The following is a 21561-nucleotide window of genomic DNA, read 5'->3' on the forward strand; positions in this document are numbered from 1 at the left end:
AAGTGTTACAGCGACCTTTGCAGGTCCTAAAGGATGCGCGGCGCTGTAATTTGCCGCCATCGATATAGGCGGTTTATTCGGAGGTCAAAGAATATCGTGCGGTTCGTTAGCTACAACATCCAATACGGCATCGGCCTCGACGGTCGCTTCGATCCCGAGCGTATCGCCGCTTCGATCGGGGACGCCGACATCATCGCGCTTCAGGAAGTGACGCGCGGCTTTCACCGCAACGGCCATGTCGATCTCGTCACCCGCTTCGAAAAGCTGTTTCCCGGCCATTTCTCCGCCTTCCACGCGCCTTGCGACATCGACATCGGTTCGGCGATCGAGGATGGACGCGCCGTCAGCCGGCGCTTCCAGTTCGGCAACATGATCCTGTCGCGCTGGCCGATCCTTGCAACCCGGCTCATCCCCTTGCCGCGCACCCGCACGATCAGCCCGATGAACCTGCAGCGCGGGGCGACGGAAGCGCTGGTCGCAACGCCCGACGGTCCGCTCCGGGTCTATTCCGTGCATCTCGATCATGTGCTGCCGGCCGAGCGTATTGCCCAGATCCGTTATCTCAAGGAGCGGCTGCTCGGTTATCCGCTCGAAGGCGGCGCGATCACCGGGGCGGCCGATTTCGGCATGGCCGAGCCGCCGCATCCGGAGGACTTCGTCGTCATGGGCGATTTCAACATGGAGCCGGAGACGCCGGAATACTGCGCGATGACCGGCTCGCGCGACGCCTTCTACGGCCGTTCGCTGCGGCTTGAGAATCCGGTCGATGCGCTTGCGCATCTCGGCCGCCTGACGCCTGAAAGCTATAGCTGGATCCATCCCGAAAACCCCGAAAAACGCATGCATCTCGACTATTGTTTCTTGAGCGCCGGCCTTGCGTCTCGTCTCACCGATGCCTGGACCGACTATGAGGCCAAGGGTTCCGACCACCTGCCTGTCGGTTTCACGCTCGCATGACAAAAAAGGTCCCCGCGAAGCCCGAGCTTCGCGGGGATGTTCTCTAGTGCGGTCGGCGCAGATCGGCGGCGGTCAGCCGCGTCTCGATATGGGCGACCATGGCGTTGCGCGCGAGCGCATAGACCTGGGCGCAGCCGGTGATCTGGAAGCCGATCTTCTCCTGCACCTTCAGCGATCCCGGATTGTCGGCAAAGACGCCGGAATGCAGGGTCGTTTCGGGCATGCGGCGGAAGAAGCGCTCGACCGCCGCATAGGTCGCCTCCGAGGCAAAGCCCTTGCCCCAGTAGAAGCGGTTCAGCCAGTAGCCGACATGCCATTGGCCGTGGCGGAGCTCGATGCCGACGCAGCCGATGTGCACGTCGTCACCGGTGGTGACGGCGAAGGTCCAGTCGGGCGTCAGCCCCGAAGTCTGCGCCGTCAGCCAGTCGAGCGCGTCCTGCTGATCGTAGGGCGCGGGAACGCGCGCCAGCATGCGCGCCACCTGGAAATCGCCGAGCGACTGGGCGATCGCCTCGGCGTCGTTTCGCCGATGCGGGCGCAGGACCAGGCGCTTGGTCTCGATGACCGGGCAGGGGCCGGGACCGGGGCGGGCAACGATCCGCTGGCGTTCGGAAGCGAGCGCGTTCATCGCATGCCTCCCCAGCTTCTCAAGGAGACCCAGGTCTTGCGGTCGAGCCGGTACCATTCGACGGCGATCGAGCCGCCGAGCGCCAGGCTGCCGACCATGCCGCTGCCCTGGAACTGGAAACCGCACTTCTGGATGACCCGGCGCGATGCCAAGTTCATGACCCGGCAGCGCGCATCGATCTGGTCGATGTCGCGGGTGCGGAAGGCCATGTCGGTCAGGACCTGGGCGGCCTCGGTGGCATAGCCCTGGTTCCAATAGGGCTCGCCCAGCCAATAGCCGAGCTCCGCCGTCTTGCCATCGGGATGCGGCTCGATACCGCAACAACCGAGAAATGCGCCATTGTCCGCTTTGGTAATCGCGTAGACGCACTTGCCAATCGTGCCGGCTTTCGCGCGTCGCACGAAGTCGGCGGCATCGGCCGTCGTATACGGGTGCGGCATGCGCGAAACCATGGTCGCGACATTGGCATTGTTGGCAAGATGGGCAAGGGCGTCGATATCGTCTTCATGGGGCGCGCGCAGAACGAGCCGGGGTGACAACAATATCGGGCAATCGGTCCTTGACCGTTGGGGCCTCAGCCTCTGCTCGGGAGACCGGGATTGGTCTTCCCTCAACAACTCGGTTTGCATGGTTTCCTCCAGAAACGAAAAAGGGGAGTTGGGTATTGCCCCATCTCCCCTTTGAAGTCTGGCTTGGAACCATCAGGTGCGTCAGCCGGGTCGATGAGACGCCGGCTGTTTTAGAGCGCTACCGGCTTATTCCGCTGCTTCGGCTTTCGGCATTACAGACACGTACACGCGGCCATTGGCCTTCGTACGGAAGTCCACGTTGCCGGCCGTAAGTGCAAAAATCGTGTGGTCCTTACCGAGGCCGACATTGGCGCCCGGATGCCACTTCGTACCGCGCTGGCGCACGATAATGTTGCCTGCAATGACGTTCTCGCCGCCGAACTTCTTCACGCCAAGGCGCTTGGACTCAGAATCGCGACCGTTACGCGACGAACCGCCAGCTTTTTTGTGTGCCATTGGTGTTCTCCTTTAAACCTTAGATCCCTGAACTCAGTTTGCAGCGGCTTCAGCGGCAGCTTCAGACTTCTTCGAAGCCTTCTTTGCCTTGCCACCGGCAGCAGCGATGTCCAGGATGCGGACGGTCGTCTGGTGCTGGCGGTGACCGCGCGAGCGCTTGGAGTTCTGGCGGCGACGCTTCTTGAAGGCGATGACCTTCTTGGCGCGACCCTGCTCAACAACTTCAGCGCTGACAACGGCGCCTTCGACAAACGGAGCACCGATGGTTGCATCGGCGCCAACGCCGACCATCAGGATCTCGGTGAATTCGATCTTGTCGCCTGCAACGCCTTCCAGCTTTTCGATGGTGAGGACGTCGTTGGCGGCCACGCGGTACTGCTTACCGCCGGTCTTGATGACTGCGAACATTTTTTATCCTTTCATGTTCGATCCGGCTCTCTGCCCGAAGACAAGGCCGTCTTTTTCTCAGTCGACAGTTGAGTGGATCTCCTTTTCGGATATCCACCGGTGAAAGGGCGCAAATCACACCCGCTGCGGTGAAGCTAGGCCACACCACTTCATTGCGCGGATTACAAGGATTTGCACAGGCGTGTCAAGGCGAAAGCAACGAGGCCGTTACATATTCTTCAAACAAGGCCCTTGCCAGCACCCGAATCTGCCGCTATGAACCCGACCGCGCCGAACAAGCGCCGACCAGCAAAGCGGAGAGGTGGCTGAGTGGTCGAAAGCACCGCACTCGAAATGCGGCGTACGGGCAACCGTACCGTGGGTTCGAATCCCACCCTCTCCGCCATAATCTATCTCACCACCATGTGCTATGCGAAGCAGCCCGACTTCAGGGCGGTTCACGGAAGCTTCCGGGGTTCGTTGTTTAAACGCGCGTCTCTATCAACTCGACTTCGGCGTCCAGGAAACAAAATCGCCAGCAGGCTCGATATCTGTTTCAGGATGGGGGCGGGCACGTTCCTGTTGTGTCGGAGGCGGGGCGATCGATCGTTCTCCTTGCCAGCGGTCATCCGGCGCTTCCGATAGCCCACCCTGATATGGCGATCGCGGGTCGTGCGCCGCGTCAAAGGGTGACCCATCTGACAACGATGTCGCGGCGTTGTCGCCAGCGATTGCGGTTTGCCGAACTATAGCCATCGATGCCGTTGCGAACCGGGCAAGGGCGTCGGCGGCCGGGCTGACGGCACGTTCGTGCTTCCGCGGCGAAACGCAGCTGCCTAGGCGACTTTCAGCGCCGCGGAAATTTCCGACAAGGTGGCCTTCTCAGCATCGCTGACAGCGACGCCGCCGAAGCCCAGGAAGCCGCCTTCCTTGGCGGCTTCCGCCACCTTCTGGCTGATCTGGTATAGCCATGTGCTGAAGGCTGCGACATCACCCTGCGCCTTGGTCTCGACGAGTGTCCGGGCCTGATTCAGCGTTTCAATGCACCTGGCCTTCATGTCCTCCGGCTTGGCACCCTTGAGTTTCGTCTGCAGCCCATCGCGAGCGGCGGTCCGGCCCTCCGAGGTTTCGAAGTCGGCGACCAGCGCCTTGACGAGCGGGCTTGCTGCGGCATCGGCTTTTGCCTGCAGAAGTGCGCTGCTGTTGGCGATGCCTTCCTTCATCATCCCCCAGAGGCCGCTCGGCTCCGCGGCCGTCACGGCAATGCCGGCCATCATCACGCTCTCCAGGAGCAGCGTCCATTCTTCCGGGGTGAATGTCGATTTGTCGGCCATGGCCGTCTTCCTTCCTATCCGGTTTCGTCGATGACAATCGCCAACGGTCCGTGCGGAATGCAGGGCCGGCAGCTCATGCTTGGGCTGGTTCTTCAGGTCGCCAGTGAGGCGAGCTTGGTCTTCAATGCATCGATTGCGGGTTTCACGATGTCGGAAGCGCCGGGTATCGCCAGCACCTTGTCGAAAAGCCCGTTGAGCGTTGGCATCATCGGCCCGACGAGCGCGGAAAGGGCTGCCTTCTGTTCGGCAGACAGTTGCCCGGTGGCGCCCGTGACTTTGTCGAGCCCGGCTGAAATCTCCTCCAGTTTCGGCAGGGCGGCCGTGGCCGAGGCGGCGTCCGTGACACCGGTCAGCGTTGTCTGCAGGCTCGCCATGCTGTCCTGGACCTGCCGGCCGATGTCGACCCCGCCGACCGTCAAGCTTTGCCCCGCCGTGCCAGCCTGTGGCGCGACCTCTCCGCTCGGTCTGCCGAACAGATAGAAGAGCACGGCTGCAAGCGCGAGCACGGCAATCACCCAGTAGAGCCAGTTGCGCGACCCGGACGGCGTCGCCGCCTCGGCTGCGCGCTGACCGGCTCCACCGACGGACGAAGCCGCTGTCGCGGCGTTGCGGGCGACCTGGCTCGCCGAGGCCGCGGCAGACTGTGCCGAAGCGCCGAGCCCGCCGAGCAAGCCTGTTCCGCCAAGCAGTTCTCTTGCGCCGGAGGGCAGGGCGGCCGCGATGTTGTCCTTCTGGCTCGCGAGCAGTCCGGCAATGCCATTGGCGCTGAGATCGCCGCCGCTCTGCCGGGCAAGGCCACCCAGCACGAGGGGAGCAAGCGTCGCCAGCAACGAACCGCTCGCCCGCGGGTCCATGCCGGAGATCCCGCCGATGGCGCTTGCCAGCGCACTGCCGTCCTTTGCCCCGAAGATTGACGAAATGATCTGTGACCCGTTCTGGCTAAGCGTCGCCTGATCGCCTCCCTGAAGCATCCCGATGAGACTGTCGAGCGATCCGCCTTGTTGACTGGCGGTATCGGCGATCTTCTGCGCCCCGCCCGGTTGCGCGGCGACACCCGTCAGTCCCGCCAGCACCGCGGGAATGGCGGCGCTGACGGCGCCCTGCACCTTGCTGCTGTCGAGCCCGAGCGCCGAAGCGATGCGTGCGATCATGTCAGGGGTAAGCATCTGCGCGATATACGAAACAAGATTGCTGGCCATTGGCTTTTCCTCCACGTTGATGTCGTCGGACATCGACGGCGCTCATGGAGCGGTCGTCCGACGGCGCGGCAATTGGCTGCAAGCAATTCGCGTTTATCTGATTGTCGGTCGCGAGGCGGGTTCCTCTGGAACCTTCGGCCCAAAAATATTAGCACTTGTGGATGTAAATGGCCAGTTCTCGGCAACTTGCGGAAACGGCAGAACGTGGCGCATTGAACACGCGCGCTAGTGCGCCAGCATGTTGAGCGGCCCGTGACCCGGCAGCCGAGGCAGGAGGGAAGCAGGCGGACCGTCGGCCGCAGGGCCGGTTTAAGGGTCGCGACGACAGCGCCGCAGGATGCTTGCGGTCACGCGCGGGCCGGCCTGACCTGATGCCCGCACCCATAGTCTGATCCCCAGCCGCGAGGCCAGGGATCCCGTCGGTTTCGCGTTACTTCTTCGGCGATTTCTCCGCCGGCGACGGTGCCGCCTGCAGGTTGCCGAGCAGCGACGAGATCGCATTTTCGCCGTTGAAGCCTGCTTCCTTCAGCAGTTGGTCGACGATCGGCTTGTTGGCCTGGTAGGACAGGAGCTGGCCCGCCAACCCGTCGCCAAGGCCGATGCCGTTGGCAGCACCGTCGCCGCCGCCGTTGCGGCCGAGCATGCCGCCGGTGTCGAAGATGCGGATGTCGGAGATCTTCTCGATCGGCTTGACCGCTTCTGCCAGCGCTTCGGGAATGATGCGGATGCGTTCGCGCAGGATCTCGAATTCAATGATGGCGGAGCTCAGCTTGTTGCGGGCCTCGTTGAGCAGCGCCTCGCTCTCGGCTGCGGCCTTGCCGGTTTCGAGCACGCCCTTCGCCTTGATGATCGCGGCGTCGGCCTCGGCGGTGGCCAGCGTCTTGATCGCATCGGCCTGGTCGAGGGCCGCCTGCTTTTCGGCTTCGGCGCCGACGGTCACGGCGGTCGCTTCGGTTTCGGCGTTCTTGCGGGCGTCGATGACGGCGATCTGGCGTTCGCGTTCGGCGATTTCCACGGCCTTTGCCGTCTCCACCTTTTCTTCCGCGGCGATGGCGAGCGCGCGGGCGGTTTCAGCCTGGGCCTTCGCCTCGGACTCTTCCCGGCTCTTGTTGGCAACCGCGATGGCGCTTTCCTGCGAAACGATCTGCAGGTCGCGGCGGGCTTCCGTGTCGCGCTGCTGCACGGCGCGGGTGGCGTCGATGTTGGCGCTTTCACGCGCCTGCTTGGCAAGCGCCTCGCGTTCGGCGATCGCCTGCTCGGCGGCGATGCGAGCTTCTTCCTCGGCGCGCTTGGCCGCCTGTTCCTGCTGCGCGGTTTCGGCGCGGGTGGCGGCCGACTTGTTGGCGATGTCGCGTTCCTGGTTCAGCTCCGCCTCGCGCTTGGTGCGCTCGATCGTCAGCGATTGCTGGCGGGCTTCCAGATCCTTCTGGGCGATCGCGACTTCGGTATCGCGCACGATCTCGTTGCGCTCCTTCTTGCGGCCCTCGGTAATGCGGGTCAGCGCCGCAAGACCATGCGCGTCGAAGAAGTTGTTGGCGTTGAAGTGCTTGATATCCGTCTGGTCGAGACGGGTCAGCGAAACGGATTCGAGTTCGAGACCGTTCGACTGCAGGTCGGCGCCGACCGCTTCCTGCACCGCCTTGACGAAATCCATGCGCTGTTCCTGCAGCGCGTCGAGGCTCATGGTGGCGGCGACCGAGCGCAGACCGTCGACGAACTTGGCCTCGATCAGCACGCGCAGCTGTTCGGCATCGTTGGTACGGTCGCCGAGTGTCTGGGCTGCAAGCGCGATCGAGGAGGCATCGGGCTTCACGCGGACATAGAATTCCGCGCCGATATCGACGCGCATGCGGTCCTTGGTGATCAGCGCGTCGCCTTCGCCACGACGGACTTCAAGGCGCAGCGTCTTCAGGTTGACGCGGGCGATCGAGTGGAAGATCGGCAGCACGATGGAGCCGCCGTCGAGGACCACCTTCTGGCCGCCAAGGCCCGTGCGCACATAGGCTTCGTCGCGGCTCGAGCGGGTATAGAGCGATGCAAGAACAAAGCCGATGCCGAGGATCAGGACGATGCCGATGCCGGCCGGCACCAAGAGTTCATAAAACATGGTTGCTCCGTGAGACTTTAAGACGTGGGAATTTTAAGGATTGGGCGGCGTCAGCAGGTCTGCCGGCGCCGATATCGCAATGAAAATGTTGGAAACGCGATCGACGACGAGCACCTGCGCGCCGATGGCGATCGGTTGCTCGTTGCGGGCGGCGCGCGCGCGCAGCACATGCCAGTTGCCGTGGCGATCCTTGAGGCGGATGCGTCCCGGCAGGCCCTGGTCCAGTGGGCCGACGGTGACTTCGCCGCTGCGGCCGACGAAATCGCCGAGATCGACGGCATAGCTTTCGTCACGCGGCACGATCTTTGCCACCCATCGGCTCGACATCCGAACTGCGGGCAGCGAGACGGCGAGTGCCGGTAGCGCCGCGACAAGGGCAGGCAGCGGCACCCACAGGGCCCCGGCCACCGCCTGGATGACAAAACCGATCATCGCGAAGAGGCCGAGGAAAAGCATCAGCAGCACGAGCAGCGGTACGCCGCCGACATTGAACCAGGACATCAGCCCGCCCAATGCGTTGTGGTCGTCCAGCCAGGCCTTGTCGATCGCCTCACCCAGTGAGAAGCCGAGCAGCAGGCAGAGGAGCTCGATGCCGGTGAAGGCGGCCAACATCACCGCCGCAACCGCGAAGGGTAGGGATTCCGGGGCGAGGAAGAACAGCATCGGCGTCAGTGCTGCTTTGCCTTGAGTGCGGCCAGTCTCGCGTCGATCGCCCGATCGCGATGCAGGCGGTCGAGTTCGTCCAGCTCGGCGCTGTTGCCGTGTTCTCCGCCCGGTACGCCCGTGGCGCGGGAGACGGCGGCAGCGGCGCGGGCGGCACCGTCCACCGGGCTGGGCTTCGCCAGGCCCGAAACCTTGCTCTCGGGGAACTGGGCGATGCTGCGCTTGAGATCGGCGAGCCGCGCCTCGGCCTCGCGGCGGGTGGCAAGCACCGCCTGCAGCGCCTGCTGGCCCTCTTCGAGATCGGTGCGGGCGCCGGCGAGCGCCTTGTCCAGGGCGGCGAGCTGCGATTCCAGGTCGATCTGGCGGGCGACGCCGGCCTTGGCAAGGTCTTCCCGGGCGGCAGAGATGGCGGTGCTGATCTTTTCGTCCAGCTTTTCGAGATCGGCGCCGATTTCGTCGCGGCGGCTGAGGATGCGATACTCCTCGGCGCGTGCCTGGCCGATATCGACCCGGGCCTCTTCAGCCGCCGCGTCGATTTCGCGGAGTGCCTGTTCGACGATCACGATCTTGTTGCTGCCTTCCGCCTTGTCGACGGCGGCATTGGCGAGACCGGCGATCAAGCGGCCCATACGGGATAGGATGCCTTCATTCGTCATCATTTTCTTCTCCGTTCGGTCGGAATGCGTGGTGACGCCAATGTGGATCTGATAGCCGCCGTGCTGTGCAACGAGCTGGGCGGCGAAGATATTCAGAGTGCCCGGCGAATAGCCGGCGACGTCGTATGGGATCGCGACGCGACCACGCACGGTGGCGACGGTCAGATCCGACGGTCCCTTGATTGCGAAAAGCTTGTCGTCCAGCGGCAGCCTTTCGGCATTGGCCTGCTGTCCGCGGTTTGCCGCGAAGTCACGCAGTCCAAGCGTGACCATGCGCGCCGGAAGCCCGGTGCGCTCCCGGACCGTTTCGTAGGCAAGTTCATGCAACGTTACGAGATTGGCGCCCGCCTTTTCGCCGGCGAGTTCATCGAGCATCGCCAGCATGTCGCCGTAGGCAACGAAGGTTTCTTCCAGCGCACGTCTGGCCTCCGCGTCCGGCGCGAGATCGTAGTACAAGATCGACGTGTGGTTGCCCTGAGCCATGAGCAATAACATAAAGCACCACTTTCGTGCTTTCAAGGATTGGCTCAGGTTTAAGTTGCAATTTTCTTCTGCTGAACGCGCGCAACGGTCGCGCGCCGGCAATGCGGGTTGCAGCGGGCGGAAGAGGGGCGCGTTGAAAGCGGACGATTGTCCGGCGGGTTCACTCCGCCGCGTTGTTGCGCAACCAGGTTTCCAGCGCGGCAATCACCGAGAGCCGCAGGCTTGCGCCCTTGGACAGGGCGCGGGTGAGGGACAGGTCGTCGCCGGCAAATCCCATCTCGGCCATGATGTCGTTCGCCCGCATCCGGCGGCGATTCATGATCGTGCGGATTTCGGCGATCGTTTCGGGGAGCAGGTAGCGACCGCTGGCAATCGCGGGGGGCGCTGCGAGCGGCGGATCGATATGAGCGTGTGGGGCAAGCCCGTCCGGGCCGCCATTGCTGCTCAGCCACTTGAGGAACGTTTCACGCTCGGTGGGGCTTGCCTTGGTCCAGGAATTCTTGAGCTTGTCGAGGCGCGTGCGCTCGTCCTTAAGCCCTGCCGCGATAAGCGCCTTGCGTAGCGACGGGATGCGGCCGGCGATCAGATCCGCATGGATGTCGGGAAAATCGAGTTTCAGGCGCTGCACGTCCGCGGTTTCGTCGCTCTTGGTTTTCTTCGACATGCTCATTCCCGCGTCGTTCGTCGGCGACATGCTCTAGCGTGCTCGTGCGCCCGGCGCGAGCGAAATAGGTCGCTATCCTCTATCCTTTGTCGGTCGACCCCGTTAGGGAGCGCATGGAGAATAACGCGACGCTGCGTGCTGTGCCCTTCGCCTGATGTCATGCATCCAGCTTTACGCAAGTCCCTTCGCCTATAGTCACCTCAATGGCCGGGATGTGACACGGCGAATGAAGGACAATGATATGTCAAACGATATCGAGCATTACCGCGACCCATCCGACACGATGGTTGCCCTCTATCTCGCGAACAATGACGGCGACGAACTGACCGATGTCTTGGTCGCCGCGCTTGAAGATGCCTTCCGCATCCTCCGTGACGAGATCTCCGGCGAAACGATGCATTGAGCGGAGCGCGTCTCCTCCACGAACTATTTTTCGAACGTAATCCACCATCGGTTGCGAATCGAATCAGGGATGTCCTGTTCTGACCGGGTTTCAATCGGCGACGCGTCGGATGTCGGGAGAGTTCGCGGCCACGTATCGCTTGCGCTAGGGGAGACGCACAAGCATGACATTTTCTATCTGGCATACGGTCATCGGCGTACCGGTCTGGCTGATCCTTCAGGCCTCGAAGCGCTCACGCTAAAGCGCGTCGCAGATCAAGTCTGCTTCATCGCATATCGCTGTCGCAAAATCGGCGCGCACATCGCTCGGCATGCTTGGCGCATCAAGGCGCGAGCAATTGGCCGTAGAGAACAAGGCGTTGCGGAGTTCCGATTTCAACGGGATCCATGCCCGCTTGATGTCCTTCGACGACGACTGCCGAACCGGACTGCTTGCAGGCTGGTGTTTCATTCGATGACCATCGGGCGCGCCGTTCAAGCTTCCTGAAGCAGCGCCTCGGCTGAAAGGGCTGACGCCAGTACGGTCGCATCGGTTCCGTTTCTCCCAACCAGCATCAGTCCGGCCGGCCGCACAAGGCCCGGCATCGGCAGGGTGATAGCGGCGAGATCGAACTGGTTGGCGACCTGGCAGTTGCGCAGCAGCAGGCTCTCCACGCGGTCGTATTCCGCCGCGTCGGTGTCGACGCTTGCGATGGACACGGCCGCAATCGGCGTCGTCGGCAGTGCGATGAGATCGTAGGGCGAGAGCCGCTCGTCCATGGCGGCAGCGAGCGCATGCCGGGTTTGCAGCAGGGCCGAGATCGTCGCGTCGGGCACCAAAAGGCGGCGGCGAAGCGAGAACTTGACCCTTTCGTCGACTGGGACGGCCGCATCACCCAGCCATCCGGCGTGGATACGGCTTGCCTCCAGGCCCGCAATCGAGCCGATCCGCGTCGCTTGGCCGAGCTTCTCGATCAAGTCATCGATGGTGCAGTCGACGATCTTGGCACCCGCTTTGGCCAGTCGGTCGAGGCTTGCCGCAAAGGCGTCGGCGACTTCGGGGGAGAGGTCTTCAAACAGCCTGCCACGGGGGATGCCGATACGAAGATCTGCGACAGGACGGGCGACAAGCGGCCTTGGCTGCTCGCCGGCCATCACAGCATCGGTCGCTGCACAATCGGCCGCGGTCCGGGCGAGCGGTCCGAGCGAATCCAGAACCGGCGAGAGCGGAAAGGCGCCATCGAGCGGGATGCGGTTCGCCGTCGGCTTGAAGCCGACGATGCCGTTCAGCGCCGCGGGGATGCGGATCGAGCCACCGGTATCTGAACCGATGGCAATGTCACAGGTGCCTTCTGCTGCCGACACGCCAGCGCCCGAGGATGAACCGCCGGGGATCAGGCTTTCGTCGGTGGCGTTTCCGGGCACGGGGTAGTGCGGATTGAGCCCGACGGCCGTAAACGCGAATTCGGTCATATGCGTCTTGCCGATAATGACCGCACCGGCAGCACGCAGCCGCTGGACAACGAGCGCGTCTTTTTGGGCCGGCGGCGCGTCGCGGCGGATGATGGAGCCGGCAAGCGTCGGTTCGCCGGCGATATCCAACAGGTCCTTGATTGAAACGATCTTGCCGTCGAGCGGCCCAAGGCTGTCCCCCGCCCGCCGGCGGTGGTCGGCCGCGTCTGCCTCGCTCCGCGCGCGCTCTTCGTAGAGCCGGACAAAAGCCTTTTCCTCGTGCCGACGATTGTTGAGCCGGCTCAGGATCTGTTCCAGGCGGTCGCGGACGGAGACGTTGGCGGCATGGGACACGATGATCACCTGTCGATTTGTGTGGCCACCGAACGGGGGCAGGAGGCGGGTTCGTTGCCCGGATTCACCAAGGCCAACGCTGATCGCCTTTGATAACAGCATTGGCGGCGTTTGCCATCGTCCCATTGTCGCCGCGGCCAGCTCCGGCCTTCACCGAACTGTCGCCAAACCGTTCAAATAGTTTCATGCGCCTGTTACGTCGCTGACACCCAGATGACCAAAGGTCCGGCACGCGCGGTGGCGCTGCCGAATCGGAGGTCTGTTTGGCCGATATCCTCAAGACGCTTTCGAGGCGTTCTTTCCTGCTTTCCGCCGGTGCCGCGGGCTTCGTGGCCTCATCCGGTCTTGCGACACCCTTTTATGCACGCGGCTACGGCCGGCGGAATTCATTCACGGCGTGCAATCGGGCGATGTCGATACGTCCTCCGGCATGATCTGGACACGGGTGGATCGCCCGTCGAAGGTGTCGGTCGAATACTCGACCACCGAGAGCTTCTCTAACCCCCTTCGCCTTTCCGATCTGACGGCGACGCCGCAGACGGATTGCGCGATCAAATGTTCGCTCGACGGGCTGCTGCCGGACCAGGATATCTTCTACCGCTTCACCGCCACGGATCTCTACGACGTCAACCGCGTCTCCGCGCCGGTCACCGGCCGGTTTCGCACCGCGCCCTTGCGCAAGCGCTCGATCCGCTTCGTCTGGTCTGGCGACACGGCCGGGCAGGGCTGGGGCATTGATGATGTCGGCATGAAGACCTATTCGACCATGCGCCAGCACGAGCCGGACTTCTTCATTCATTCCGGTGACACGATCTATGCCGATAACCCGATCCCTGACGAGATAGCGCTACGTGATGGCGGTGTCTGGAAGAACCGCGTGGTGACGCATGAGAAGCGCGACGTGGCGCGGACGCTGGAAGAATATCGCGGGCAATGGAAATACAATCTGCTCGACGAGCATGTGCGGCAACTCAACGCCGTGTGCCCCACTTTCTATCAATGGGACGACCACGAGGTGCTGAACAACTGGTCGGCCTCGACCGACCTGCGCGACGACGCGCGCTATCCGGAAAAGGATGTTGCCGTCTATGCGGAGCGGGCGGCGCGGGCGTTCAACGAGATGACGCCGATCCGCATGCCGGCAACGCAGCCCGGCCGCATCTTCCGCAAGATCGGCTATGGTCCGTTGCTCGACGTGTTCTTCGTTGACCTCAGATCCTATCGCGGCGCCAACCAGGGAGAAGACGGCGGCGGCGCCCTGTTCGGCTGGCGGCAGGTCGACTGGCTTAAGCGCGAACTTGCTGCCTCGCGGGCCACCTGGAAGGTGATCGCCTGCGACATGCCGATCGGTCTCGTCGTCTGGGACGATTACACCAACCGGCGCGGCTCGGACGCGATCGCCAACGGCGACAACGGTCCGCCCGCGGGGCGCGAACGCGAATTTGCCGATCTCCTGCGCTTCGTCCGCGACAACGGCATCGACAACCTCGTCTGGCTGACGGCGGACGTGCACTACACCGCCGCGCATCACTACGATCCGGGGCGCGGCGCATTCAAGGATTTCACGCCGTTCTGGGAGTTCGTGTCCGGTCCACTGCATTCCGGCACCTATGGGCCGAAGGACCTCGACATGACCTTCGGGCCGGAGGTTCGCTTCATCAAGGCATCCGGCGGCGGCATCGACCAGAACCTGCCGCCATCAGCTGGTCTGCAGTTTTTCGGCATCGTCGATATCAACGGCCAGACGCAGCAGATGACGGTGCGGCTGATGGACCGGCAGGACCAGGAACTCTGGCGCGTGACGCTCGATCCGGCCGCAATTGCATGAGGAATTCGGTCGCGGCCAACAGCTTTGCAAACGGCGTTCGCGAGACCCCTGACGAGTGCAAACCCATGGCCTACCGGCATTTGAACACGACGCTCATGCGCGCGCCCCCCTTTCGCAATCGCAAAAAAACCTGTATGAGCGCGACCATTGAAAAAGCGGCGTGGCCCATCGGGGCTTGCCCTGAACCTTCCGAGACGAAAAATGAGCATTCGTAACATCGCGATTATCGCGCACGTCGACCATGGGAAAACGACCCTTGTTGACGAGCTCCTGAAGCAGTCGGGCTCGTTCCGCGAAAACCAGCGCGTTGCCGAACGCGTCATGGACTCCAACGACATCGAAAAAGAACGCGGCATCACCATCCTCGCCAAGGCGACTTCGGTCGAGTGGAAGGGCGTGCGCATCAACATCGTCGACACCCCTGGCCACGCCGACTTCGGCGGTGAAGTCGAGCGCATCCTGTCGATGGTGGACGGCGCCATCGTTCTCGTCGACGCTTCCGAAGGCCCGATGCCGCAGACGAAGTTCGTTGTCGGCAAGGCGCTGAAGGTCGGCTTGAAGCCGATCGTGGCGATCAACAAGATCGACCGTCCGGACGGTCGCCACGAAGAAGTCATCAACGAAGTCTTCGACCTCTTCGCCAACCTCGACGCCTCCGACGAGCAGCTCGACTTCCCGATCCTCTACGGTTCGGGCCGCGATGGCTGGATGAACGTCAACCCGGAAGGTCCGAAGGACCAGGGTATGGCGCCGCTGCTCGACCTGGTGCTGCAGCACGTGCCGGAGCCGACGGTTGCCGAAGGCCCGTTCCGTATGATCGGCACGATCCTCGAAGCCAACCCCTTCCTCGGCCGCATCATCACCGGTCGCGTTCACTCGGGCACCGTCAAGCCGAACCAGGCCGTCAAGGTTCTCGGCCAGGATGGCAAGCTGCTTGAAACCGGCCGTATCTCGAAGATCCTCGCCTTCCGCGGCATCGAGCGTCAGCCGATCGAAGAAGCGCAGGCAGGCGACATCGTTGCGATTGCCGGCCTTACCAAGGGCACCGTCGCCGACACCTTCTGCGATCCGTCGGTCGCCGAAGCGCTGACTGCGCAGCCGATCGACCCGCCGACCGTCACCATGTCCTTCATCGTCAACGACAGCCCGCTTGCCGGCACCGAAGGCGACAAGGTCACGAGCCGCGTCATCCGCGACCGCCTGTTCAAGGAAGCCGAAGGCAACGTTGCGCTGAAGATCGAAGAATCCTCGGAAAAGGACTCCTTCTTCGTATCGGGCCGCGGCGAACTGCAGCTTGCGGTTCTCATCGAAACCATGCGTCGTGAAGGCTTCGAGCTTGCCGTTTCGCGTCCGCGCGTTGTCATGCACAAGGATGACAACGGCCAGATGCTCGAGCCGATCGAAGAAGTCGTGATCGACGTCGACGAAGAGCATTCGGGCGTCGTCGTGCAGAAGATGTCCGAGCGCAAGGCCGAGATGGTCGAACTGCGTCCGTCTGGCGGCAATCGCGTCCGTCTGGTGTTCTTCGCTCCGACCCGCGGCCTCATCGGCTACCAGTCGGAACTTTTGACCGACACCCGCGGCACGGCGATCATGAACCGCCTGTTCCACGCCTACCAGCCCTACAAGGGCGAGATCGGTGGTCGCGTCAACGGCGTTCTGCTTTCGAACGACGCCGGTGAATCGGTTGCCTACGCGATGTTCAACCTGGAAGACCGCGGCCCGATGATCATCGACGCCGGCGAGAAGGTCTATGCCGGCATGATCATCGGCATCCACACCCGCGACAACGATCTGGAAGTGAACGTGCTCAAGGGCAAGAAGCTCACCAACATGCGCGCTGCCGGCAAGGACGAAGCTGTTCGCCTGACGCCGCCGATCCGCATGACGCTCGAGCGCGCGCTCTCCTGGATCCAGGACGACGAGCTGGTCGAAGTGACGCCGAAGTCGATCCGTCTGCGCAAGCTGCACCTCGACCCGAACGATCGCAAGCGCTTCGAAAAGGCCCGCACGGCTGGCGCTGCCTGATCGATCCTGATCGATCCTACGACTTTCAGAAAAACCCCGGAGCGATCCGGGGTTTTTTGCTGTGTGTGCCACCGATGGGCGACTTGCGGATAAAGTTAAAAAGGCGTTAACCTTCCATTGGGTGCCGTTAAAGTTGCCTGTGGGTTAACGCAGGCTGGCAACCGGGCGGGATTCCTGTTCGCCTTGTGTGTGTTTAGAGTCGCGAGTCATGAAGACTGTTTCGATAGAGATTCGGCCCGGAGAGCCGCAGGAAGCGTCGGCAATTGCCGATGTGCACCGCGTTTCGTGGCTGCAGACCTATGGCGGTCTCATTCCCCATCGTCCGCTCGTTCAGATGGTCAATCGCCGTGACGAGACCTGGTGGCGCAAGGCGACCCGCGGTCCTGCCACGCTGCTCGTCGTCGACGTCGCCGGAACCATCGCCGGCTACGCAACGCTCGGCCTCAGCCGCGCCAAGGCCCTGCCGCAGGAAGGCGAGATCTACGAGATCTACCTGAGGCCGGAATACCAGGGCATCGGCCTCGGGCGCATTCTCTTCGGCGAGGCCAAGAGCCTGCTGCGTTCGCTCGGCTGCCGTGGCCTCGTCGTCTGGTGCCTCGAAGACAGCGAGCATGCCTACCAGTTCTTCCAGGGTGCCGGCGGCACCGATATCGCCGAAGGCATGGAAGATTTCGGCGACAAGCACCTGAAGAAGGTCGGCTTCGCCTGGAACTAGGCCCGACGCCTCCGCGACACTGAAATCAAAGACTTACTCAGGCAGTTCGTTGTTGGGATCGGCCGCCTTGTCGCCCCGCGTGCCGTGATAGGCGGGCTTGTCGACGCCGCAGCGGAAGGTCGGTGCCACCTCGTCGGCGATCTTGCGGGCGAACGCATTCGGATCGGGATTGGCAAGCGCATCGACATAGCCGGCGACGCAGCCCTTGCCGTCATCCTTCTCGGCCACCTTGGAAATGACGAGCACCTGCCCCTGAAGTGCAGGAACCGAAGCGCCGGACTCGTCCGTGTTCTCGATGAACCAGCGCAGGATCGTCGCTACGGCCTTGCCATCCTTGGCAACCCGCCACTCCACGGTCGTGCCGGCGTGGTTGAATGGAATGAAACTCTCGAAAGCGTCGTCGGCATAGCGCTGGTTCAGGTGACCGAACGAGACACTCTGGCGGATGTCGGCTTCCTTGAAGCGAACGGGATAGTCCGCATGACCAGGGCAAGTCATCAACGCGTACATGCCCTCTTCTTCGGCGATCGTCTTGCACTTGTCGCGGCCGATGTCGGTATAGACGCTCTCATTGGCCAAGACGGGGCCGGCGGACAAAAGCACCAGCGCCAGGCATGCAACCCTTCCGTTCATACAAAACTCCCTCAAACGCGATTGGCAGACCTGTAGAGGTCGATGGGCAGGCGCAAAACGACCGGTTGAATCTGCGCTACGGACGAAAGTTATGTTGCATCGCGGCATGTTTCCCTTTATCCGACGGGCAAACTTCTCAAACCGACCCTGGAGTAGATCCATGCGCATCGACGCGATTTCCATCGGAAAGAATCCACCAGAAGATGTCAACGTGATCGTTGAGGTTCCCGTCGGCGGCCATCCGATCAAGTACGAGATGGACAAGGAAGCCGGCACGCTGGTCGTCGACCGCTTCCTCTATACGCCGATGACCTATCCGGGCAACTACGGCTTCGTGCCGCATACGCTCTCGGACGATGGCGATCCGATCGACGTTTTGATCTGCAACACCCGTCCGCTGGTTCCGGGCTGCGTCATCAATGTGCGCCCGATCGGCGTGATGATGATGGAAGACAATTCCGGCCAGGACGAGAAGATCATCGCCGTTCCGTCGGGTCACCTGACGCAGCGATACGACAAGGTTCACGAGTACACCGACCTGCCGGAAATCACGCTGAAGCAGATCGAGCACTTCTTCGAGCACTACAAGGATCTGGAGCCCGGCAAGTGGGTGAAGATCTACGGCTGGAAGGATGCTTCCACCGCCCGCCAGCTGATCAAGGAAGCCGTCGAGCGCGCCAAGGGCGCCAAGTAAGCTTTATCTGCCGGCCAGTTCGGCAAGGCGTTTCATCAGCTCCTCCGGGTCGCTCTCGATCCGGAGGATTTTTTTGCGCTGCGTTTCGCCTGAGATGAGGGAGAGCTTGCTCTTGGCAAGCCCGAGCGTCTTGGCAAGAAAGGCAAGCAGTGCCTGATTGGCCTTGCCTTTCTCCGGGACCGCGCGGACGCGCACTTTCAGATATTCTTCGCCATCAGCAGCCGCTTCCAGCCCGTCGATGGCATCACGGCCGCCGTTCGGCGTCAGGCGCACCGTCAGGCGAACATGGTCGCCATGCGCGGTGAAGGCCGTGCTACTCACCCTGCACCTGGCCGGCCGTCGTCAGCCCAGCAAGGCCGGCGCGATCGTCGTGTTCAGGAAAAGCTGGATGAAATAGAGGATTACCAGAACGACCAGCGGCGAAAGGTCGACGCCGCCCATGTCGGGCAGGATGCGGCGGATCGGGCGGTAGAGCGGCTCGGTCAACTGGTAAAGCGAGCGGCCGATCATGTTGATCGCCTGGTTGTTCACGTTGATGACATTGAACGCGTAGAGCCAGGAAAAGATGGCCGACGCGATGACCAGAAACCACGCGATGTTGATGATGAAGTTCAAGGTGCCGATAACAGCAAGCATGCCGGTCTCCAAATCGTTATTGACAGACATGTAGACATTGAGACCTAAACGAGCAAGTACGCCGGTTTATCGGGCGCGATCATGTTTAACGTGTGGCCGCTCGACAGTCGGTGCCGACGAGAGCATGTCGCGATCCTTCAGATGCGCTGCCTGCCTTTTGAATATTGACGTTTCACTTGTCGTTATCGCAAAACCGCGACCCAGTTTTGCGCGACCCGCTTCAGGAGCGACTTCCTCATGTCCGCCGTCCATGCCTCGCATCGTTTTGCCGCGTTTCGGCATGTCGGCTATCGTCGCTACTTCTTCTCGCGCTTCCTCGCCTATTTCGCGATCCAGATCATCTCTGTCGCCGTCGGCTGGCAGATCTACGATCTGACGCGCGATCCCTTCGATCTTGGCTTGATCGGCCTTTTCCAGTTCCTGCCATCGCTGGTGCTGATCCTCGTCACAGGATCCGTGGCCGACCGCTACAACCGGCGCATGATCATGGGCGTCTGCATGGTGGTCAGCACGCTTTGCGCAGCGGCGCTGCTCGCGCTGACAGTTACCGGGCTGTTTTCGCCGTGGCCGGTTTATGCGGTTCTCGTGGTCTTCGGCATCGAGCGTGCATTCCTTGCACCCGCGTCGCAATCGCTGGCGCCAAACCTGGTGCCGCCGGAAGATCTGCCCAACGCGATCGCCTGGAACTCCACCTCCTGGCAGATCGCGATGATCGTCGGCCCGGTCGCGGGTGGTCTCATCTACGCGCTTGGCGCGGTCTTTCCTTATGCCATCGGCTTCTGCTTCTTCCTCGCCTCCGCATTCATGGTCTTTGCCATTCCGAAGCCGGCGACGCGCACCCAGGCCTCGGCGCAAAGCTGGCAGACGATCACCGCCGGCTTTCGCTACATCAAGGCGGAGAAGGTGGTGCTCGGCGCCATATCGCTCGACCTTTTTGCAGTGCTGCTCGGCGGCGCCGTGGCGCTGATGCCGGTCTTTGCCCGCGATATCCTCGACCTCGGCCCCTGGGGGCTCGGCCTGTTGCGCGCGGCCCCGGGTGTCGGCGCCGTTGCCATGGCGGTCTGGCTGGCGGCGCACCCGATCCGCCATCGCGCCGGTTTCTACATGTTCATCGGCGTGGCGCTCTTCGGTCTCGGCACCGTTATCTTCGGCCTTTCAGCGACTCCCTGGGTCTCGATCGCGGCCCTCGTCGTCATGGGTGCTGCCGACATGGTCTCGGTCTATGTGCGCGAGACGCTGATCACGCTCTGGACGCCGGACGAACTGCGCGGCCGGGTCAACGCCGTCAACATGGTCTTCATCGGCGCGTCGAACGAACTTGGCGAATTCCGCGCCGGCATGATGGCGTCCGGCTTCGGCGGGGTCTTTGCCGTCGTCTTCGGTGGCATGGGCACGCTGCTCGTCTCAGGGCTTTGGGCGCTTGGCTTTCCGCAATTGCGCAAGATCGATACGCTCGACGTGCCCGATCACCACAAGTAAGCGGTGCGAGCGGACAGCACGTTACGCGCTTTCCGCCTTTTCTCCCGGCCGTTCATCGCGCAGGAAGATCAGTTCCAGGAAGTTCTCCATCCAGGTGCGCAACGGCCCGTCGTGCTGCATGCGGCCGTCGAGATGGGCCTTGCCCACCTGGGCACCGGGCATCTCGAAGCGATGGGCGCCGTGCACCACCCAGCGATGCATCATCGCGCGAGTGAGTTCGCCGTGGAACTGGATGCCCCAGGCATTGTCACCGTAGCGGAAGGCCTGGTTGGGATAGGTGTCGCCGGTTGCGAGCAGCTCGGCGCCGGAAGGCAGGTCGAAGCCCTCGCGGTGGAAATGGTAGACCATGGCCGGCCAGTCCATCAGCGCCTTGCCCGCTTCGGTCGCAACCAGCGGATACCAGCCGATCTCGGTCATGCCTTCGTGATGGGGTGCCACCGAGCCGCCGAGGTTGCGCGCGAGCATCTGCGCGCCGAGGCAGATGCCGAGATAGGGCTTGTTTTCCTTGAGTGGCACGGAAAGCCAGTCGATCTCGCGGCGGACGAACTCTTCCTCGTCGTTGGCGCTCATCGGACCGCCGAAGACGATCGTGCCGCTGTGCCGTTCCAGCGTTTCCGGCAGATCGTCGCCGAGCGCCGGACGACGGATGTCGAGCCCAAAACCCTTCTGCTCGAGTATCTGGCCGACGCGGCCGGCGCTCGATCGCTCCTGATGCAGGATGATCAGGACGGGTTTTCGGGCGCTGTCGTCGGGCATCGGCATTTCAGTTATCCTGTTGTGACTCGGCTTTCTCGACCGTGTCGCTTCTGGCCGCCGCCTCCTGGCGCTGCAACACCCGGTCGCGACCGGAAACGCCGAGCAGATCGGCAATACGCCAGATCACGTGATCTTCCATCTCACTGCGCTCGCCATCGGCATAGACAACGTCCCAGAGCATGCCGACGAGTTCGACGCGTTGCTCCTCGGAGAGGTGACGCTTGAGCTCGGCAGTGAATTGGTAGAAGTCGATCGCCTCGCTCTCGGCAGTCTCGCCGGCTTCGATCAAAGCGGAGAGCGAGGCATCGTCGAGCTTGTAATGCTCCTTGATGACCTTGCGCATCTTGCGCCGCTCGGACGCGAGGATCCGGCCGTCGGCCTCCATCACCTGGAAACAGAGAGCGATGACCGCCACGCGCGGATCGCCATGCTCTATGCGCTTCGCCGGGCCGGTCAGACCATCGAGAAACGTCCGTAAGCGTTCAAACATGTATTTTGCCAC

At 62.7% G+C, this 21561-nt stretch carries 22 protein-coding genes, 1 tRNA gene and 1 pseudogene; 8 read left to right on the top strand and 16 right to left on the bottom strand.

Annotated elements, in window-relative coordinates; genetic code table 11:
- The first annotated feature begins 96 nt into the window (after positions 1–96).
- Positions 97–957: an endonuclease/exonuclease/phosphatase family protein gene (locus ASD01_RS24430; RefSeq protein WP_034802655.1), complete on the top strand. Its 861-nt coding sequence runs from the start codon at positions 97–99 to the stop codon at positions 955–957.
- A 43-nt stretch (positions 958–1000) separates the two neighbouring features.
- Here ASD01_RS24430 and ASD01_RS24435 read toward each other — a convergent pair whose 3' ends face one another.
- From ASD01_RS24435 to rplU, 4 genes are all read right to left on the bottom strand, one after another.
- Positions 1001–1585, bottom strand: coding sequence for a GNAT family N-acetyltransferase (locus tag ASD01_RS24435; RefSeq protein ID WP_034802652.1), 585 nt, complete (start codon positions 1583–1585; stop codon positions 1001–1003).
- Positions 1582–2214 (bottom strand): GNAT family N-acetyltransferase, encoded by a 633-nt coding sequence (locus ASD01_RS24440; protein ID WP_034802649.1) that lies wholly within the window; start codon positions 2212–2214, stop codon positions 1582–1584. The genes ASD01_RS24435 and ASD01_RS24440 overlap by 4 nt, the downstream gene beginning before the upstream one ends.
- Positions 2215–2340: 126 nt before the next feature.
- Positions 2341–2610, bottom strand: a complete 270-nt coding sequence (gene rpmA / locus ASD01_RS24445) for a 50S ribosomal protein L27 (protein ID WP_034802646.1) — start codon at positions 2608–2610, stop codon at positions 2341–2343.
- Positions 2611–2643: 33 nt separating this feature from the next.
- Positions 2644–3018 (bottom strand): 50S ribosomal protein L21, encoded by a 375-nt coding sequence (gene rplU, locus ASD01_RS24450; RefSeq protein WP_034802644.1) that lies wholly within the window; start codon positions 3016–3018, stop codon positions 2644–2646.
- A 295-nt stretch (positions 3019–3313) separates the two neighbouring features.
- Here rplU and ASD01_RS24455 point away from each other — a divergent pair.
- Positions 3314–3403, top strand: a tRNA-Ser gene (locus ASD01_RS24455).
- Between the two features lie 430 nt (positions 3404–3833).
- On the opposite strand, the gene ASD01_RS24460 is transcribed toward ASD01_RS24455, so the two are convergent.
- From ASD01_RS24460 to ASD01_RS24485, 6 genes are all read right to left on the bottom strand, one after another.
- On the bottom strand, positions 3834–4331 hold the full coding sequence (locus tag ASD01_RS24460; RefSeq protein WP_034802641.1) for a hypothetical protein: 498 nt from the start codon (positions 4329–4331) through the stop codon (positions 3834–3836).
- Positions 4332–4423: 92 nt separating this feature from the next.
- Positions 4424–5530, bottom strand: coding sequence for a DUF937 domain-containing protein (locus ASD01_RS24465; RefSeq protein WP_159415406.1), 1107 nt, complete (start codon positions 5528–5530; stop codon positions 4424–4426).
- Positions 5531–5960: 430 nt separating this feature from the next.
- A complete protein-coding gene (locus ASD01_RS24470) occupies positions 5961–7637 on the bottom strand; it encodes a flotillin family protein (protein WP_034802635.1) in 1677 nt (558 codons plus the stop codon).
- A 33-nt stretch (positions 7638–7670) separates the two neighbouring features.
- Entirely contained in the window at positions 7671–8300 is a 630-nt protein-coding gene (locus tag ASD01_RS24475) for an OB-fold-containig protein (RefSeq protein ID WP_034802632.1), read from the bottom strand.
- Positions 8301–8305: 5 nt separating this feature from the next.
- Positions 8306–9451, bottom strand: a complete 1146-nt coding sequence (locus ASD01_RS24480) for a PspA/IM30 family protein (RefSeq protein ID WP_234798715.1) — start codon at positions 9449–9451, stop codon at positions 8306–8308.
- A 148-nt stretch (positions 9452–9599) separates the two neighbouring features.
- Complete coding sequence (locus tag ASD01_RS24485; protein WP_034803102.1) at positions 9600–10103, bottom strand: hypothetical protein; 504 nt, start codon at positions 10101–10103, stop codon at positions 9600–9602.
- Between the two features lie 241 nt (positions 10104–10344).
- On the opposite strand from ASD01_RS24485, the gene ASD01_RS36255 reads away from it, so the two are divergent.
- Positions 10345–10506 carry a hypothetical protein gene (locus tag ASD01_RS36255; protein WP_089044398.1) on the top strand — a complete coding sequence of 54 codons (162 nt, stop codon included), beginning with the start codon at positions 10345–10347 and terminating at the stop codon, positions 10504–10506.
- Between the two features lie 473 nt (positions 10507–10979).
- Here ASD01_RS36255 and ASD01_RS24495 read toward each other — a convergent pair whose 3' ends face one another.
- On the bottom strand, positions 10980–12290 hold the full coding sequence (locus ASD01_RS24495; protein ID WP_034803099.1) for an amidase: 1311 nt from the start codon (positions 12288–12290) through the stop codon (positions 10980–10982).
- 263 nt (positions 12291–12553) lie between these two features.
- Here ASD01_RS24495 and ASD01_RS24500 point away from each other — a divergent pair.
- From ASD01_RS24500 to ASD01_RS24510, 3 genes and pseudogenes are all read left to right on the top strand, one after another.
- Positions 12554–14118: pseudogene (locus ASD01_RS24500) on the top strand (alkaline phosphatase D family protein).
- 201 nt (positions 14119–14319) lie between these two features.
- Positions 14320–16146, top strand: coding sequence for a translational GTPase TypA (gene typA, locus ASD01_RS24505; RefSeq protein ID WP_034802622.1), 1827 nt, complete (start codon positions 14320–14322; stop codon positions 16144–16146).
- Positions 16147–16354: 208 nt separating this feature from the next.
- On the top strand, positions 16355–16861 hold the full coding sequence (locus tag ASD01_RS24510) for a GNAT family N-acetyltransferase (RefSeq protein ID WP_034802619.1): 507 nt from the start codon (positions 16355–16357) through the stop codon (positions 16859–16861).
- Between the two features lie 33 nt (positions 16862–16894).
- Here the strand turns inward: ASD01_RS24510 and ASD01_RS24515 are convergent, their stop codons facing one another.
- On the bottom strand, positions 16895–17494 hold the full coding sequence (locus tag ASD01_RS24515) for a hypothetical protein (RefSeq protein WP_034802616.1): 600 nt from the start codon (positions 17492–17494) through the stop codon (positions 16895–16897).
- A 160-nt stretch (positions 17495–17654) separates the two neighbouring features.
- Between ASD01_RS24515 and ppa the strand changes: the two genes are divergently transcribed.
- The gene (gene ppa / locus ASD01_RS24520; protein WP_034802613.1) at positions 17655–18188 is read left to right on the top strand and encodes an inorganic diphosphatase; all 534 of its coding nucleotides are present in this window, start codon (positions 17655–17657) and stop codon (positions 18186–18188) included.
- 3 nt (positions 18189–18191) lie between these two features.
- On the opposite strand, the gene ASD01_RS24525 is transcribed toward ppa, so the two are convergent.
- Together ASD01_RS24525 and ASD01_RS24530 are read right to left on the bottom strand one after the other, a co-directional pair.
- On the bottom strand, positions 18192–18509 hold the full coding sequence (locus tag ASD01_RS24525) for a DUF167 domain-containing protein (protein ID WP_034802611.1): 318 nt from the start codon (positions 18507–18509) through the stop codon (positions 18192–18194).
- Positions 18510–18530: 21 nt separating this feature from the next.
- Entirely contained in the window at positions 18531–18824 is a 294-nt protein-coding gene (locus ASD01_RS24530; RefSeq protein ID WP_089044330.1) for a YggT family protein, read from the bottom strand.
- Between the two features lie 237 nt (positions 18825–19061).
- Between ASD01_RS24530 and ASD01_RS24535 the strand changes: the two genes are divergently transcribed.
- Positions 19062–20303: an MFS transporter gene (locus tag ASD01_RS24535; RefSeq protein WP_034802606.1), complete on the top strand. Its 1242-nt coding sequence runs from the start codon at positions 19062–19064 to the stop codon at positions 20301–20303.
- Positions 20304–20324: 21 nt separating this feature from the next.
- Here ASD01_RS24535 and ASD01_RS24540 read toward each other — a convergent pair whose 3' ends face one another.
- Both ASD01_RS24540 and ASD01_RS24545 read right to left on the bottom strand, forming a co-directional pair.
- Positions 20325–21065, bottom strand: a complete 741-nt coding sequence (locus ASD01_RS24540; RefSeq protein ID WP_370689573.1) for a glutamine amidotransferase — start codon at positions 21063–21065, stop codon at positions 20325–20327.
- 1 nt (position 21066) lies between these two features.
- On the bottom strand, positions 21067–21549 hold the full coding sequence (locus tag ASD01_RS24545; RefSeq protein ID WP_034802604.1) for a tellurite resistance TerB family protein: 483 nt from the start codon (positions 21547–21549) through the stop codon (positions 21067–21069).
- Between the last annotated feature and the right edge of the window lie 12 nt (positions 21550–21561).

Origin of the sequence: Ensifer sp. Root423, from assembly GCF_001426275.1 — a bacterium.
Taxonomy (GTDB): Bacteria; Pseudomonadota; Alphaproteobacteria; order Rhizobiales; family Rhizobiaceae; genus Ensifer; species Ensifer adhaerens.